Below are 15,337 nucleotides of genomic sequence, written 5' to 3'. Positions count from 1 at the left end.
GGGATTTTTATGCGCGCGATCCGGCAATCGCCCGGTGCATCGCCTCGATCTCGGCGCGATAGTCCGCGGCGTGGAAGATCGCTGAGCCGGCCACGAAAGTGTCGGCGCCGGCGGCGGCGATCGCACCGATGTTCTGCGCGGTGACACCGCCATCCACTTCGAGCCGGATGTCGCGGCCGCTGGCCTCGATCCGCTCGCGCACCTGGCGCAGCTTGTCCAGCGTGCCCGGGATGAATTTCTGGCCGCCGAACCCCGGGTTCACCGACATGATCAGGATCATGTCGAGCTTGTCCATCACGTAGTCGAGATGATCCAGCGGCGTGGCCGGATTGAACACCAGGCCGGCCTGGCAGCCGGATTCCCTGATCAGGCCGAGCGTGCGGTCGATGTGTTCGCTGGCCTCCGGATGGAAGCTGATCAGGCTGGCGCCGGCCTTGGCGAAATCCGGCACGATGCGGTCCACCGGCTTGACCATCAGATGCACGTCGATCGGCGCGGTGATGCCGAACTTGCGCAGCGACTGCAGCACCATCGGGCCGATCGTGAGATTCGGCACGTAATGGTTGTCCATCACGTCGAAGTGCACCCAGTCGGCACCGGCGGCCAGCGCTGCGGCGGTGTCCTCGCCGAGCCGCGCGAAATCGGCGGCGAGGATGGAGGGGGCGATGATGGGGGATTGCTTGCTCATAAGCCGGGAATCGGGAATCGGGAATCGGGAATCGGGAATCGGGAAGATTATGAAGCCTCGTGCGACAAATGCCACCGCATGGCCGCTTCTACCATTCCCCATTCCCGGCTCTGATCACTTGAACCCGCGCTGCTCTTTGATCCGGTCGTACGCCGCATTGATCTCGCTGGCGCGCGATTCGGCGCGCTTGCGCATGTCTTCGGGCAGGTCGCCGAGGCGGTCGGGGTGGTGTTCGGAGATCAGCTTGCGGTAGGCGCGCTTGATCGCGCGTTCGTCGGCGTTGCGGTCGATGCCCAGCACCGCGTACGGGTCCGGCCCCTGCGGGGTGCGCTGTGGCGGCACGTAGCCACCGCCGCTGCCGTAGTGCTGGTTGCCGCCGCGCGGGCCGCCGGGGCCGGCGTTCCACGCGTAGCCCTTCATCGCCATCAGCGCCATCAGCTCCATGTCGCTGATGCGCAGGGCGAAGGCAAGCTGGCGCAGGATCGACATCTTCTCCGGCGGCGGATTGCCTTCGGCCAGCACCGTCTCGATCACCACGTCGAGCACGGGGAAGGCATGGTCGCGACGCAGGCCGACCCAGTTGCGCAGCTCGGCGATGGTGCGGGTGACGTCGAACTCCGGCTGCTTGCCCACGTTGAAACTGACCACCGCCTGCTTGCGCAGCTCGGCATCCAGGTTCATCCGCGTCATCAGCCGTTCGGCGATCGCGATCTCCTGCTCCGACACGCGGCCGTCGGACTTCGCCACCGCGCCCAGCAGGGTGAACAGCGGGCCCACGAAACCGCCGGCTTCCGGCGTGGCGTTCTTGCGCTGGCTGTAGCGCATGTTGTCGAAGATGAAACCGAGCACCGCGCCGGTGACCGCACCGGGCAGGTGGCCGATGATCAGTCCGAAGAACGCGAACCACAGGGTATAGGTGAAGCTCATGGCTGCCCTTGCGGTTGGGCTTGCGGTTGGGGAAGTTGCGCGCTGTACCAGCGCGCCAGCGCGTCGAGCTCGGCGTCGCTGACCGGGCCGATCGCGGCGCGCATCACCGGGATGCTGCGGCGGCCGTCGCGGTACTGCTTCAGCGCGTCGCGCAGATAGTCCAGCCGCTGCCCGGCCAGGTTCGGCACGCCGGGCATGCTGGCGTGGCCGTCGGCACCGTGGCAGGCGGCACACAGGCCGAGCCGGGCCGGGGCTGCCGGCGTGCCGGCATGGAGCGTGGGGGCGGCGAGCAGGACCAGCACCGCGATCAATGGAATGCGCATCGGCAACACATGGGGCCAAAGGACGCCAATTCTAGCAGTGCCCCCGAAACCCCACAGCGCGTTACCGGCGACGGTGCCGCAACGGCTAGAATGGGCGCTTCCCCGCCATGTGGAACCCGCTGCCGTGCCCACCATCCTGCCGCAATCGAACCTTCCCGGACTCGAACTGATCCACCGCGGCAAGGTGCGGGATGTCTATGCGCTGGACGACGACCGCCTGCTGATGGTGGCCACCGATCGCCTGTCGGCATTCGACGTGGTGCTGCCCAACCCGATCCCGGGCAAGGGCGAAATGCTCACCCAGATGTCCAATTTCTGGTTCGGCAAGACCGCCCACCTGGTGCCGAACCACCTGCTCGACGTGCCGCTGGCCGACGTGCTGCCGCCGGGCACCGATCTCGCGCTGTACGAAAAGCGCGCGGTGGTGACGCGACGGCTGAAGCCGGTGCCGGTGGAATGCATCGCCCGTGGCTACCTGATCGGTTCCGGCTGGAAGGATTACCGGGCCACCGGCGCGCTGTGCGGCATCGCCCTGCCCGCCGGCCTGCAGCAGGCGCAGCAACTGCCCGAACCGATCTTCACGCCGTCGACCAAGGCTGCGGTGGGCGACCACGACGAGAACGTCAGCTTCGGCGCGGTGATCGATGCGGTCGGCAGCGAACTGGCCGGCCAGGTGCGCGACGCCACCCTGGCGATCTATCGCTGGGCAGCCGCCTATGCGGCCGAACGTGGCATCATCATCGCCGACACCAAGTTCGAGTTCGGCACCGATGCCAGCGGCAAGCTGTACGTGATGGACGAAATGCTGACGCCGGATTCCTCGCGCTTCTGGCCCGCCGACGAATACCGCGTGGGCATCAGTCCGCCCAGCTACGACAAGCAGTTCGTGCGCGACTGGCTGGAGACGCAGGACTGGAACAAGACCGCGCCCGGCCCGGTGATTCCGGACGACGTGATCGCCCGCACCGCCGCCAAATATGCCGAGGCCCTGCAGCGACTGGCAGGCATCCGGCTCGACTGAAACGTTCAACGGGGGAACGCCATGCGCACCATGCAGGACTGGCTCGACAGCTACAGCAGCGACCACCAGAACCCGACCAACCAGGTGTTCCACTGGTTCTGCGTGCCGCCGATCCTGTGGTCGGTGATCGCGCTGCTGTGGGCGATCCCGGTGCCGATCAGCCAATTGCGTCCCGGCTCGTGGGCGGTGCTGGTGATGGTGCTGGCGTTCTACTGGTACTGGCGACGCTCGCACCGGCTGGCGCTCGGCCTGCTGGTCGTGTTCGCCCTGTTCGGCCTGTTCACCAATTTCCTGCACTACCGGCTCGGCACCGCGCAGCTGTGCTACCTCGCGATCGGCGTGTTCGTGGTGGCCTGGATCGGCCAGTTCATCGGGCACAAATATGAAGGCCGCAAGCCCAGCTTCCTCACCGATCTGTCCTATCTGCTGGTCGGCCCGGCCTGGCTGATGGCCAAGCTGTTTCGCAAACTGGGGTTCAAGCAGATCACATGACGCTTCTTACGGTGATCAGCACCCTGCTGTGGTGGGTGCTCTACAGCAGCATGGCTGCGCTGGTGTTCGCCCTGATCGGCTGGTCGGTGATGCGCTGGACCGAACGCTGCGCGGTGGTGTTCAACCGCATCTACCTGGCCTGCCTGCTGTGGACGATGACCGGCCTGCTGCTGGTCGTCGGCGTGGCCGCTTATGAAGGCCACCTGCACCCGCCCTACGGCGCGCTGCTGAGTTCCGGCCTGCTGCGCTGGATGCTGGTGCTGGACATGCTGATCGGCACCGTCCTGCTGTGGCGGCTGGTGCCGCGCATCGACGCCCGCCGCATCCGCCCGGGCAGCGCCTGCATGGCGGTGGCCGCGATCATGGCGATCAGCTTCGGCGTGGCCACCAGCCTGGCCTGAAACACGGCGAAGGGGCGGGTGTCCCGCCCCTTCGATGCATCATCCGTGCGCCAGCATGCTGCCGAAGAACACCGCCATCAAGGCCGCGAAGATCATCGCCAGCACCAGGAAGATCACCAGGTAGATCACCTGCACCAGGCAGGCCTTGCCGAAGCCGATCTGGCTGCCGTTCTGCGACAGCAGCAGATAGTTCACCACGAAGGCGCCAACCAGGAATTGCACGATCAGCGACAGCAGCCCGCCGCCGCCACCGGAGCTGACCATGCCGATGATCACCATCGCCACGGCGCCGGCGATCCAGCTCAGCACCACCGCGCCCAGCGCACGCAGGTAGGACGGCATGACGCCGACCACCAGCCGGAAGGCGACGCTCAGCACCAGTGCCGCCACCAGGATGCCCACCACGATCATCACCAGCATGGCGAACAGGCCCATGCCGGCCAATGCAGCCAACGAAGAAGTACCCATAAATCCCCCGGATTGGAAAGAGAACCGCGTGACGGCATCCCCATGCCGGTCACGACGGTGACGCCAGCCTACCCGATTCCACGGCGCCCGGCAGCGCACGGGTTACGCGCGCGGACATTCAATGGAAATCGCGCGAGCGACTGTCCAGCCCGCCCAGCCACGTGCTCATGTCGGTGAGCCGCCGGGCGATCAGGTGGGCCACGCCGTCGACGCATTCCCACTGCCCCTCCACGCCGAGCAGGCGCGCTTCCAGGTAGGCGCGGCGCTGCCGCTCGGCCACCTGGCTCCAGACCACCACGTTGATGGCGCCGTGTTCGTCTTCGATGGTGATGAAGGTGACTCCGCTGGCGGTCTGCGGCCGCTGGCGCTGGGTGACCAGGCCGGCGGCACGCACCAGGCTCTGGTGCCGTTGGCCGCGCAGGCTGCGCGAATCGGCGAAACGCGCCGCGCGCAGGCGCGAACGGATCAGTTGCAGCGGATGCGGGCCGAGGCTGAGGCCGGTGCGCGCGTAATCGGACTGCAGGTTTTCCGCGGTCGAGGGCACCGGCAACACGACGGCCACTTCCGACGGACTGCCATGGCCGAACAACGGCAGTTGTGGCTCGACGCCGGCCACCGCCCACTTCGCCCGATGGCGATGGCCGGCCAGGCCGCGCAAGGCGCCCGCCTCGGCCAGCAACTCCTGCTGGCGCCGGTCGATGCCGGTGCGGGCGCACAGATCCGTCACGTCGATGAAGGCACGCGCGGCGCGCGCTGCCGAAATCCGCCCGGCCACGTCTTCGCGAAAACCGCGCACTTGCCGCAGCCCGAGCCGCAGCGCCGGCTGATCGCGCCCGTCGTCCTCCAGCGTGCAGTCCCAGTCGCTGTGGCGCACGTCGACCGGGCGCACCGCGATGCCGTGGCGCTGCGCGTCCTGCACGATCTGGCTGGGCCCGTAGAAACCCATCGGCTGCGCGTTGAGCAGGGCGCAGGCAAACGCGGCCGGCTCGTGGCATTTCAGCCAGCAGCTGGCGTAGACGATGCCGGCGAAACTGGCCGCGTGGCTTTCGGGAAAACCGTAGCTGCCGAAGCCCTTGATCTGCTCGAACAACCGCGCCGCGAACTCGGCGGTGTAACCGCGTTCGAGCATGCCGCGGATGATCCGCTCGCGATGATGTTCCATGCCGCCATGGCGTTTCCACGCCGCCATCGCGCGGCGCAGCTGGTCGGCTTCGCCGGCCGTGTAGCCGGCCGCCACGATCGCCAGCTTCATCACCTGTTCCTGGAACAGCGGCACGCCCAGGGTGCGTTCGAACACCGCCTTCAGATCCTCCGACGGATAGTCCACCGGCTCCTCGCCGCGGCGGCGACGCAGGTACGGATGCACCATGTCGCCCTGGATCGGACCGGGCCGCACGATCGCCACCTGGATCACCAGGTCGTAGAAATTTTCCGGGCGATGCCGCGGCAGCATCGCCATCTGCGCGCGGCTTTCGATCTGGAACACGCCGACGGTGTCGGCGCGCTGGATCATCTCGTACGTTCGCGGGTCTTCGGCCGGCAACGTCGCCAGGCTGTAATCCTGGCCGCGATGGGCGCGCAGCAGATCCAGGCAACGGCGCACGCAGCTGAGCATGCCCAGCGCCAGGCAATCGACCTTGAGCAGGCGCATCGTGTCCAGGTCGTCCTTGTCCCACTGGATGATGGTGCGATCGGCCATCGCCGCGTTTTCCACCGGCACCAGCTCGGCCAGCGGTGCGTCGCTGATCACGAAGCCGCCCACGTGCTGCGACAGGTGCCGCGGCATGTCGCGCAGCTCGGCGGTGAGTTTCAGCACCCGGCGCAGCACCGCGCCCTGCGGATCGAAACCGTGTTCGCGCAGGCGCTCGTCCAGCGATTGCTCACCACGCCAGCCGAAGATGCCGCTCAGCTGATCCACCTGGTCCGGCGGCAGGCCCAGCGCCTTGGCCACGTCGCGCACCGCGCTCCTGCCGCGATAGCAGATCACCGTGGCCGCCAGCGCGGCCCGCTCGCGGCCGTACTTGGCGTAGATGTACTGGATCACTTCCTCGCGCCGCTCGTGCTCGAAATCCACGTCGATGTCGGGCGGCTCGTTGCGCTCCTTGCTGATGAAGCGTTCCACCAGCAGGTTCATCCGCGCCGGGTCGACCTCGGTGACGCCGAGCGCAAAACACACGGCGGAGTTCGCCGCCGAGCCGCGGCCCTGGCAGAGAATCCCCTTGTCGCGGGCAAAACGCACGATGTCCTGCACGGTGAGGAAATAGGACTCGTACCGCAGCTCCTCGATCAGTCCAAGTTCGTGCTCGATCTGCGCGCGGACTTTCTCCGGCACGCCGCTCGGCCAGCGCCAGCGCATGCCTTCTTCAGTGAGGTGCCGCAGCCAGCTGGTCGCGCTGTGGCCTTCGGGCACCAGCTCGGCGGGATAGCGGTATGTCAGTTCGTCGAGGCGGAACATGCAGCGCGCGGCGATGGCGGTGCTTTCGTGCATCAGTGCGGCAGGGTAGATCGCAGCCAGCGCCTCGCGTCGGCGCAGGTGGCGTTCGCCGTTGCGGAAGATCAGCGCGCCGGCTTCCGCCAGCGGCACGCGATGACGGATCGCGGTCAGCGTGTTCTGCAGCGCAAGCCGGCGCCGCACGTGCATGTGCACGTCGCCGGCGGCGACCAGCGGCAGGCCGAGGCCGTGTCCGAGTTGCTGCAGGTCGTGCAGGCGTTGCGCGTCGTCCGGCCCGTGATGCAGTTCCACCGCCAGCCACGCCCGCTCGGCGAAAGTGTCGCGCAGCCAGCGGCCATGCGCGGGATCGGGCTCGCGCCCGGGCAGCCACAAGGCCAACGTGCCCGGCACGCCATCGGCGAGATCGGCGCGATGCAACCGGTACGTGCCTTTGGCCGAGGCGCGGCGACCGCGGGTGATCAGTTTGCACAGCGCGGTGTAGCCGGCTTTCGTCTCGCACAGCAGCACCAGTTTGGGGCCGTCGTCGAGCTGGAATTCGGCGCCCGTGATCAGTTTCATGCCGGTGGCGCGCGAGGCCTCCAGCGCGCGCACGATGCCGGCCAGCGAACACTCGTCGGTGATCGCCAGCGCCTCGTAGCCGCAAGCCTTCGCGCGTTCGAACAGTTCGCGCGCACTGGACGCGCCGCGGCCGAACGAGAAGTTCGACAGGCAATGCAGCTCGGCATACGCGTTCACGCGAACCAGCCGTGCAGCATCCAGCCATCGCGCTCGCCCGGCGCGCAGAAGGCCCAGCCGCGCTGGCCTTGCACGGTCTCCACCACGTAGTAGTCGCGGCACACCTCGCCGCCATCCCACCAGCCGGTTTCCAGCCGCTCGGGGCCGGCCAGGATGTGCGGCGTGGGACCGCGCAGGGGAATCGGCCGCTCGAACAGCCAGGTCGGTCGTGGCGAGGGTTCCCGCCAGCCGTCGTCGTGAGTCGTCACCTTCTGCGCCAGCTCGGGCCGCGGATCGGTGGTGCTGCCCAACTGATGCACGGCGCAATCACCCAGCCGCGCGCGCAGGCGTTCGCGCAACTGTTCGATCGGCAACGCATTGGCGGGACGCTCGTCGAACAGGTCGCGGCCGGCCGGCACGAACGCGGGCAGGTCGCGCGCGACCAAGCGCATGGCGATGACCGGCTGCGGCAGTTGCACCTGCTCCAGCCGCGCGCGCGCCAGCTCGAACAGCATGCCGGCCTCGCGCTCGGGGGCGAGCAGGCCCACCTTCACCTCGGTGTGTCCCTCGCGATGTTCCAGCTGCAGCGTGAAACGCTGCACGCCGCCGTCGCGACCGGCCAGATAGGCGGACAGGTCGGCCGTCATGCGGCGCAATGGAAAGACCAGCGCACCGATGACCTCGACTTCGTGCGTCAGCTCGATGCGCAGGTCGAAGCGGTCGGGTGGCCGATACGCTTCCAGGCCGGCCGGGACCGCGCCAGTCAGGCGATCCAGCGCAAGCAGCAACTCCGCGCCGAAGCGCCGGCGCAGGCCGTCGCGCGGCAGCGCCAGCAACTGGCCCAGGCTGCGGATGCCCATGCCCGGCAAGGCCTCGGCCGCCGCCGCGGGCAGGCGACTCTGCGACAGCGGGATGCGTTGCAGCGCGTGGCGCAGTTGCTCGTCGGTGAGCACCGCCTGGCCGTCGGCGACGCCGGCCAGCACATGCGCCGCATGCGGCGTGGGCGCGGCACTGATCCGGTGGCGGAAACCCAGCGCATCGAGATCGGCGCGCAGCAGGCTTTCCAGCCGCGGCCACGAACCGAACAGGTTCAGGCTGCGGCTGACCTCCAGCACGATCGCCTGCGGCAGCAGGCTCACCTCGGCGCTGTAGCGATAGGCCACCGCGGCCAGGAACCGATGCCACTGATCGACCCGCTCAGGCTGGTACGGCAAGGCCTCGAATTGCGCCAGCAGCGCCTGCGCCGCGCTCAGTCGCTGGCCCACGCGCAGGCCGGCCTCGCGCGCGGCCGCGTTCGCCGCCACGATGCTGCGCGCATGTCCGGCGCCGGCCACCAACACGAGCGGGCCCGCGTCCGCACGACGACGGAGGACACCGTCCAGTGCCAGCTGCGGCAACGCTATGCAGGCCCACAACATGCGCGCCCGCCATCAATGCAGGGCGCGCGGCAGCGCCACCGGCTGGGCGGGCACCGCGCCGCCACGGCATTTGCGCACCCATACCCGCACCTGCGGCCGCGCCTCCAGCTCCAGCCGCAACGCCGCCGGCGAGGCATTGGAAAGATGCCGCCGGTCGCGGAACGCGAAGGCCAGCGCGCGGCCGCCGTCGGCGGCCACCTGCAGACGGCGCAACGCGCGATCGTCGGCCTGCCGCGGCCACGCCAGCACCGCGGCGCAACTGCCCGAGCGCAGGCATTGCTCCGTCGCCCACAACACGTCGGCCTCGGCCGCGCTGACGATCTCGATCCGGCGCATGTCCACGCCGTGCTGGCGCCAACCGGCCACGCAGGGCAGATACGGCGGCGCCACCATCACCACCGGCCGCGCGCCCTGGCTGAGGCGCGCCAGCGTGGGCAGCACCAGTTGCAGTTCGCCCACGCCATCCAGCGGCAGCAGGATTTCCGACAGCGCCGCCGCCGGCCAGCCGCCGCTGGGCAGCACCGCATCCAGCGCGGCCCAGCCGGTGGGCTGCTCACCGGCGGGCGGCGGTTCGGCCCGGCCGCGCCAGACCCGGCGCGCATCGAGCAGGTTCGACAAGGGCATCACGGCCGCCATCAGCCGCCCCTCAGCAGGCCGGCGAACAGGCCTTCGATGGCGAAGTCCTCGCTGGGGTCGGGATCGATCGGCTGGTAACCGGGACTGTTCGGCAGCAGCCGGATCACCTCGCCCTGCCAGTACAGCCGCTTGATCGTGAAGCGGTCGCCGCCGACGCGCGCCGCCACCACCTGGCCGTGCCGCGCCACCGGCGTGGCGTGTACGCCGACCAGGTCTCCGTCGAGGATGCCCTCGTCGCGCATCGAGTCGCCGACCACCCGCACCAGGTAATCCGGCGTAAGCCGGAACAGCCAGCGCGACACGCGCAGGCTGCGCTCGATCCGCGACTCGGAGAACAATGGCTCGCCGGCGGCGATGCGGCCGACCAGCGGCAACTCCAGGGTGTCCGCATCCAGCGCATCGGGCGCCTCCACCAGGCGAATGCCGCGCGAACGGTTGGGCTCGATCGCCAGCCGCCCCTTGGCCTCCAGCGAACGCACGTGCTTGAGCACCGCGCTGACGTGGGGCAGGCCCATCGCCTGGCCGATCTCCTCCAGCGTGGGTGCCTGGCCATCCCGTGCCACGCGGGCGCGGATGAATTCGAGGATGTTGGACTGGCGGCTGGTCAGGTGCAGGCTCATGGCCGCCATGTTTTCACCTTTTGTGGTGAAAATATAGTCTGGCGATGCATCGCCCGTTCGGCAAAATGGCATGCGAGCCGTTGCGGCAGCTCAGTTACGCGGCATTAACAAACCGTGTAGTACATTAAGCCCCATGTCGTGAGACATCCTTCCCGCTGCGTGGCGAGGCTCCCCTCCTCCTCCACGCGATCAAGACGGAACCCCCCGAAAACCCGCAGATCCCCCTCTGCGGGTTTTTTTTCGTCCATCGTCAACGCCCGCCTGATGGCTGCGCCTGTTCATTGGCCTGGCGCACGGCCCGCACAAAGCCGCCAAACGGAATGTCGGTGATGCCCACCAGCCCGATGTGGCTGTTCTCGCCATCGAGCAGGCGGCCGGTCACCGGCTGGTCGGTGTATTCGAACCAGTGCACGCCGACGACCTGCGGATTCGCCGCGGCGGCCGCGAGGTACTTCGCATAGGCTTCGCCGCGCTGCGCCTCGTTCCCTACCGGCACCACGCCTGCGCCAAACGGGCCACGATCGTTCGAGCCGAAGTGGAATTCGCTGATCAGCACCGGCTTGTCCAGCGCCTGCATCCGGGCCATGTCGATGTGGTGTTGCGGCAGGTCGGCGTAGGCGTTGAAGCTGACCACGTCGCAATACTGCGCGCAGGCCGCGACGACTTCGGGCGTGTACACCGCGAACCGGCCGCCGAGGAACAGATGGTGCGGATCGTGGCGGCGGATCGTGGCGGCCACGATGCGAAAGTAGGCGTCGGCGTAATGACTCAACCACGCGCTGTAGTCGCGGGCAATCGCCGGATGCGCCTCGCTCGGCACGGGCGCGACGTAGCCGGTGGCGTCCAGCGCTTTCCACGAGTCCAGTGGAATGCCCCACGCGGCGGCCAGCGCCTGCGGCGTCGCGTACTGCTTGCGCAGCATCGCGATGAAGCCCTGCTTGGCCGGGCTTGCCGCCTCGCCCGCCAGGGTGCCCAGCGCCAGTCCCCAGCGACCTTGCGGTCCGATGCCGGCCCAGGCCAGCTCGTTGTCGGCGAAGTAGCCGAGCAGCCAGGGATCGTCGCACACGTCGGCGCTGGCCTTCGCCACCGCCACCTCGGTGGCGGCGACGAAGCGGGGATCGAACGGGTCGGGCATGCGGCCCCAGTAATCGTAGCCACTGGAAACATTCGCGTAGTCGCCGGCGATGTTGATCGAGCGCGTATACGGCAGCCGGTGGGCCTGGCCCAACGCCGGATCGCTCCAGTTGCCGATGGTATTGAAGCCCCATGCCTGCAACCGATCCAGCGTGCGCGTGCGCCATGCGGACAACCAGCCCGCACCATCGATGCGATACAGGTTGGCCGCGTGGAAGTCGAACCAGCGTCCGTGGTCATGGCCGATGCCGCTGCTGGCAGCCTGCCCCGGACGCCGGTTGTCGCCACGCCCATGAAACGCGGCCCATGCGCCACGGTCCGGCGGCAGCCCGGTGAACATGAACTCGCGCCCCTCGACACGAGTGCGCTGGTCTCCGACGCTGACCGCATTGACGCCCAGCGAAAAGAACGGGTGGCCTTCGGGCGTCACCAGTTGCCAGCGACCCGCCTGCCTTTGCGCGTGGAACCAGCCGGTCTTGCGCAGCTTTTGGCCGTCCAGACGTCCGCCATGAGCGTCGACGCCGGCGGGCTTCGCGGCCTCCGGAGCGGCCATGACCGCCGCGCGCAGCGCGGCATCGGAATCGATCTTCTCCGGCCAGCGGCCGCGCGTGGATTGTCCGTAGCGATCGACGATACCGGCGTAGGCCTCGTGCAGCATGGCCTCGCCCGCCGTGGTCGACAGCTTGCCGAACAGCAGGGTCTGCACCGCTTGCGGCCCCGGGATGCCCAGGCGAATCGCGCGCACGTGGTGTCGATCCAGCGTGCCTTGCACGGTGGTCGCCAGCAGGATCGACCGGCCGCGCAGCCCGAACGGCATCGGCGGTCCCACCTGCATGCCCTGTTCGCGTGGCGAGGTGGCGCGCAGCGGAACCACCAGCGTCTGCGCCGGCCCGGCCGGCACGCCCACGCGCGCCTGCAGACGCTGCGACCCGGCGCCATCGATCTCGATGTCCAGCGTCACCGCCCACGGCATCGCGTTCTGCACCCGCACATGCAGCTCGCCCTCGCCCGACCAATCCCACGCATCGCCCGCCGGGGTCATCACGATCGACGGATGCGCCGCCGGCTGGAACGCGTAGCGCTGCTGCGCCACGCCGTCAGCCGCGTGTTCCACCGCGCCGACACGGCGCACCTGGTCGAGACTGACCCGCGCACCGGCACGGGCCAGATCGGGCAGCTCCGGTGCAGCGGCGTGGCAGGGCTGCAGGCCGCAAAGGCAGCACAAGCCGAGCCAGCCGCGCCATCTCATCACGCGTGCCCGTGCTACCCGACGGGATGCCGGCGGACCCAGTGCTGCCAGCCGTAATACACCGGCACGCCCAGCGCGATGATCAGCAGGCTCATGCCGGCGTCGCCCGGGGCATGGATCGCGCTGGCCACGATCACGCCGAATACGGTGATCACGAAGATCAGCGGCAGCAGCGGATAGAACGGCACCCGATACGGCGCCGGCTGGTCGATGAAGTGCTTGCGATACCAGAACAGGGTGCCGATGCCGAACACGTGGCCAAGCCACTCGCCCACCGTGGTGTAGTTGAGCAACTGGTTGAAGCTGCCCGAATAGGTGAGCACGGCCGCCCAGCCACCCAGCAGGGCCAGCGCGATCTGCGGCGCGCGGGTGCGCGCATCGACGCGTCCGGCAGCACGGAAGAACACGCCGTCGGCGCCCATCGTCTGCAGCACCCGCGCACCACCGGCGATCGCGATGCTGCAATAGCCGAAGGTGGAACAGGCGATGCCCACGGCGATCACGGTGGCGCCAGCGTCGCCGAACAGGCCGCGCATCAGGTCGGCCGCCGGCGCCGTGCTGGCGGCAAGCCCGGCATGGCCCAGTCCGGCCAGGTAGGCGTAATTGACCAGCACGTAGCAGACCACCACGCCGACCATGCCCATGCCCAGTGCCCGCGGCAGGGTGCGCTGCGGATTGCGCACCTCACCGGCGAGATCATTGAGATAGTGGAAGCCGCCATAGGTGAACAGCACCGGCAGCAGCGCGCCGGCAAACGCCCAGGACGACACCGGATGGAGCGTGTCCGTCGCCAGCACCGGCCCCGACTGGCCATGCGCCAGCACCAGGCCGGCGACCACCAGCAGCGTGACGGCGACCAGCTTCAGCACGGTGAAGATGTTCTGCATCCACGCGCCGGCACGGATGCCGAACAGGTTGATGCCGACGATGAACACGATCGCGCCCACCGCCACCGGCTTCACGTAGACCTGCGAGGGCAGGCCCAGCGCCGTGCACAGGTAGTCGGCAAACATGGTCGCCACCGCGGCCACGCTGCCGGGGTAGTTGATCAGCGCCATGGTCCAGCCGAACAGGAAACCGGGCAGCAGGCCGAACGCCTCGCGCAGGTAGACATAGATGCCTCCCGCCTGCGGGCGCCGCGCGCCCAGCTCGGCGTAGCACAGCACGCCGGCCAGCGTCAGCAGGCCGCCGATCACCCACAACACCAGCACCTCCGCCCCGGAGGAAGTGCTGCGTGCCACGGTGGCCGGGGTGAGGAAGATGCCTGCCCCGATCACGCCGCCGATGACGATCATCGCGGCGTCCCAGGTGTTCAGGCGACGGGCATAGGCATTGGCGGGTTCGGTCAGCATCTGCCTACCTTGCCATTGTCCGGGCCGTTTCAGCCAGTCCCATCGGCTGTCTGCTACGGTTCACGCACACGCGAGCGGGTTCCATCCATCGCCTGCCTTCCGGAAGACCGCAAACGATGAACAACCTTGGCCTGCTGCCGCTCTGCCTGGTCGCGCTTGTCCTGGCCAGCTACTACGGCTACCGCCGCTACCTCAAGGCGCGCGCCCTGCTGCAGTCCTGGGCCGACGCAAACAGCTACCGGATCCTGCACGCGAAGCGCCGCCTGTTGATGCCCCTGGGCATGTTCTTCACCACGTCCAGATCCCAGGTGGTCTACCACGTGGCGGTCTACGACAACTCCCTCAAGCGCATCCGCTCGGGCTGGGTACGACTGGGCGCTTACTGTACGGGCGCGATGGATGGCGACGCCATCGAGGTGAGATGGGAACATGAGCACTGAAAGCCGCCCCGGCGCGTGGAGACTCGTCGGCGCGCCCACCCGATGGCCACGAAGAACCGTCCTGCACTCCCCCACGAGGTCCCATCTTGTCCGTCACCGCCACTCGACTCGCGTTTGCCACCTCGGCCGAGCTTCCCTCGATCCAGCCCGATGACGCCGGGCTCGCGCGCCGGCTGGAACAACGCGGCATCACGCCGGTGTCCTGCGTGTGGAACGATCCGGCGGTCGACTGGGCGTCGTTCGACGCGGTGCTGATCCGCACCATATGGGATTACTACAAGCACCACGCCGACTTCATCGCCTGGCTGGACCGGCTCGACCGGCTCGGCGTCGCCACCTTCAACGACAGTCGCGTGCTGCGCTGGAACAGCGACAAGCGCTACCTGCTCGAACTGGCGGCGCACGCCGTGGCGACCATCCCGACCCGGCTCGCTGCTGCCGGCGAACTTCCGCAGGTGCTGGCATCGATGCCGGGGCAACAGGTGGTGATCAAGCCGAGCATCAGCGGCGGCGCCTGGCATACGCTGCGCGGCCGGGTCGGCGATGCGGCGTTCGCCGACGAGGTGGCGCGGCTGCCCTGCGGCATCGACTTCCTGGTGCAGCCGTTCGTGCCGGAGATCGTCAGCGCGGGCGAGTGGTCGCTGCTGTATTTCGGCGGCGAGTTCAGCCACGCGGTGATCAAGCGTCCGGCCGCCGGCGACTATCGGGTGCAGAGCGAATACGGCGGCAGCGTCGAGGCGGTCCGGCCCGACGTGGCCACCCTTGCCGCGGCCGCCGCGGCGCTGGCCGCCGTCGACACGCGGAACCACGGCGAGCTGGCCTACGCCCGCGTCGACGGGGTAGTCAGCGCCGGACGGTTCCTGTTCATGGAGCTGGAACTGATCGAGCCGTTCCTGTTCCTGGCCGGGCAGGCACACGCGGCCGAACGGCTGGCGCAGCACCTGGCGCAACGCCTGAACCTGCCGCCGGCGGCTGCGCAGCGGCACTGAAACGACGGCGCTG

15 protein-coding genes are annotated in these 15,337 nt (G+C 68.7%); 5 read left to right on the top strand and 10 right to left on the bottom strand.

The features are described from left to right. Nucleotides 1–7 precede the first annotated feature (7 nt). From rpe to ASD55_RS03270, 3 genes are all read right to left on the bottom strand, one after another. Nucleotides 8–688, bottom strand: a complete 681-nt coding sequence (gene rpe / locus ASD55_RS03280; protein ID WP_056763705.1) for a ribulose-phosphate 3-epimerase — start codon at nt 686–688, stop codon at nt 8–10. Between the two features lie 114 nt (nt 689–802). Beyond that, nucleotides 803–1,615: a co-chaperone DjlA gene (djlA, locus tag ASD55_RS03275; RefSeq protein WP_056715359.1), complete on the bottom strand. Its 813-nt coding sequence runs from the start codon at nt 1,613–1,615 to the stop codon at nt 803–805. Next, nucleotides 1,612–1,938 (bottom strand): c-type cytochrome, encoded by a 327-nt coding sequence (locus ASD55_RS03270; RefSeq protein ID WP_056715356.1) that lies wholly within the window; start codon nt 1,936–1,938, stop codon nt 1,612–1,614. The genes djlA and ASD55_RS03270 overlap by 4 nt, the downstream gene beginning before the upstream one ends. Before the next feature lie 124 nt (nt 1,939–2,062). Between ASD55_RS03270 and ASD55_RS03265 the strand changes: the two genes are divergently transcribed. Genes ASD55_RS03265 through ASD55_RS03255 form a run of 3 tightly spaced genes read left to right on the top strand, consistent with a single transcriptional unit; the run spans nt 2,063 to nt 3,852 of the window. Further along, a complete protein-coding gene (locus tag ASD55_RS03265) occupies nt 2,063–2,959 on the top strand; it encodes a phosphoribosylaminoimidazolesuccinocarboxamide synthase (RefSeq protein ID WP_056715364.1) in 897 nt (298 codons plus the stop codon). A gap of 21 nt (nt 2,960–2,980) precedes the next feature. After that, nucleotides 2,981–3,451 carry an Mpo1-like protein gene (locus ASD55_RS03260; RefSeq protein WP_056763703.1) on the top strand — a complete coding sequence of 157 codons (471 nt, stop codon included), beginning with the start codon at nt 2,981–2,983 and terminating at the stop codon, nt 3,449–3,451. Then, nucleotides 3,448–3,852 carry a hypothetical protein gene (locus tag ASD55_RS03255; RefSeq protein WP_056715349.1) on the top strand — a complete coding sequence of 135 codons (405 nt, stop codon included), beginning with the start codon at nt 3,448–3,450 and terminating at the stop codon, nt 3,850–3,852. The genes ASD55_RS03260 and ASD55_RS03255 overlap by 4 nt, the downstream gene beginning before the upstream one ends. Before the next feature lie 39 nt (nt 3,853–3,891). Here the strand turns inward: ASD55_RS03255 and ASD55_RS03250 are convergent, their stop codons facing one another. From ASD55_RS03250 to ASD55_RS03220, 7 genes are all read right to left on the bottom strand, one after another. Beyond that, nucleotides 3,892–4,320, bottom strand: a complete 429-nt coding sequence (locus tag ASD55_RS03250; RefSeq protein WP_056763701.1) for a hypothetical protein — start codon at nt 4,318–4,320, stop codon at nt 3,892–3,894. Nucleotides 4,321–4,438: 118 nt separating this feature from the next. Further along, complete coding sequence (locus ASD55_RS03245; RefSeq protein ID WP_056763699.1) at nt 4,439–7,507, bottom strand: error-prone DNA polymerase; 3,069 nt, start codon at nt 7,505–7,507, stop codon at nt 4,439–4,441. Beyond that, nucleotides 7,504–8,904: a DNA polymerase Y family protein gene (locus ASD55_RS03240; RefSeq protein ID WP_056763697.1), complete on the bottom strand. Its 1,401-nt coding sequence runs from the start codon at nt 8,902–8,904 to the stop codon at nt 7,504–7,506. Before ASD55_RS03240 ends, ASD55_RS03245 begins: the two co-directional genes overlap by 4 nt. A 12-nt stretch (nt 8,905–8,916) precedes the next feature. Further along, on the bottom strand, nt 8,917–9,540 hold the full coding sequence (gene imuA / locus ASD55_RS03235; RefSeq protein WP_056763695.1) for a translesion DNA synthesis-associated protein ImuA: 624 nt from the start codon (nt 9,538–9,540) through the stop codon (nt 8,917–8,919). Further along, the gene (lexA, locus tag ASD55_RS03230) at nt 9,540–10,160 is read right to left on the bottom strand and encodes a transcriptional repressor LexA (RefSeq protein WP_056764458.1); all 621 of its coding nucleotides are present in this window, start codon (nt 10,158–10,160) and stop codon (nt 9,540–9,542) included. The genes imuA and lexA overlap by 1 nt, the downstream gene beginning before the upstream one ends. A gap of 250 nt (nt 10,161–10,410) precedes the next feature. Further along, complete coding sequence (locus ASD55_RS03225; RefSeq protein WP_056763693.1) at nt 10,411–12,543, bottom strand: hypothetical protein; 2,133 nt, start codon at nt 12,541–12,543, stop codon at nt 10,411–10,413. A gap of 14 nt (nt 12,544–12,557) precedes the next feature. Next, complete coding sequence (locus ASD55_RS03220) at nt 12,558–13,895, bottom strand: amino acid permease (protein ID WP_056715333.1); 1,338 nt, start codon at nt 13,893–13,895, stop codon at nt 12,558–12,560. 116 nt (nt 13,896–14,011) lie between these two features. Here ASD55_RS03220 and ASD55_RS03215 point away from each other — a divergent pair, with 116 nt between their 5' ends. Further along, a complete protein-coding gene (locus tag ASD55_RS03215) occupies nt 14,012–14,335 on the top strand; it encodes a hypothetical protein (protein WP_056763692.1) in 324 nt (107 codons plus the stop codon). Between the two features lie 86 nt (nt 14,336–14,421). Then, nucleotides 14,422–15,324: a hypothetical protein gene (locus tag ASD55_RS03210; RefSeq protein WP_056763690.1), complete on the top strand. Its 903-nt coding sequence runs from the start codon at nt 14,422–14,424 to the stop codon at nt 15,322–15,324. Nucleotides 15,325–15,337: the final 13 nt, after the last annotated feature.

This window comes from Rhodanobacter sp. Root561, assembly GCF_001427365.1.
In the GTDB taxonomy this organism is placed as follows: Bacteria; Pseudomonadota; Gammaproteobacteria; order Xanthomonadales; family Rhodanobacteraceae; genus Rhodanobacter.
This window is presented reverse-complemented; position numbering and strand designations above follow the sequence as displayed.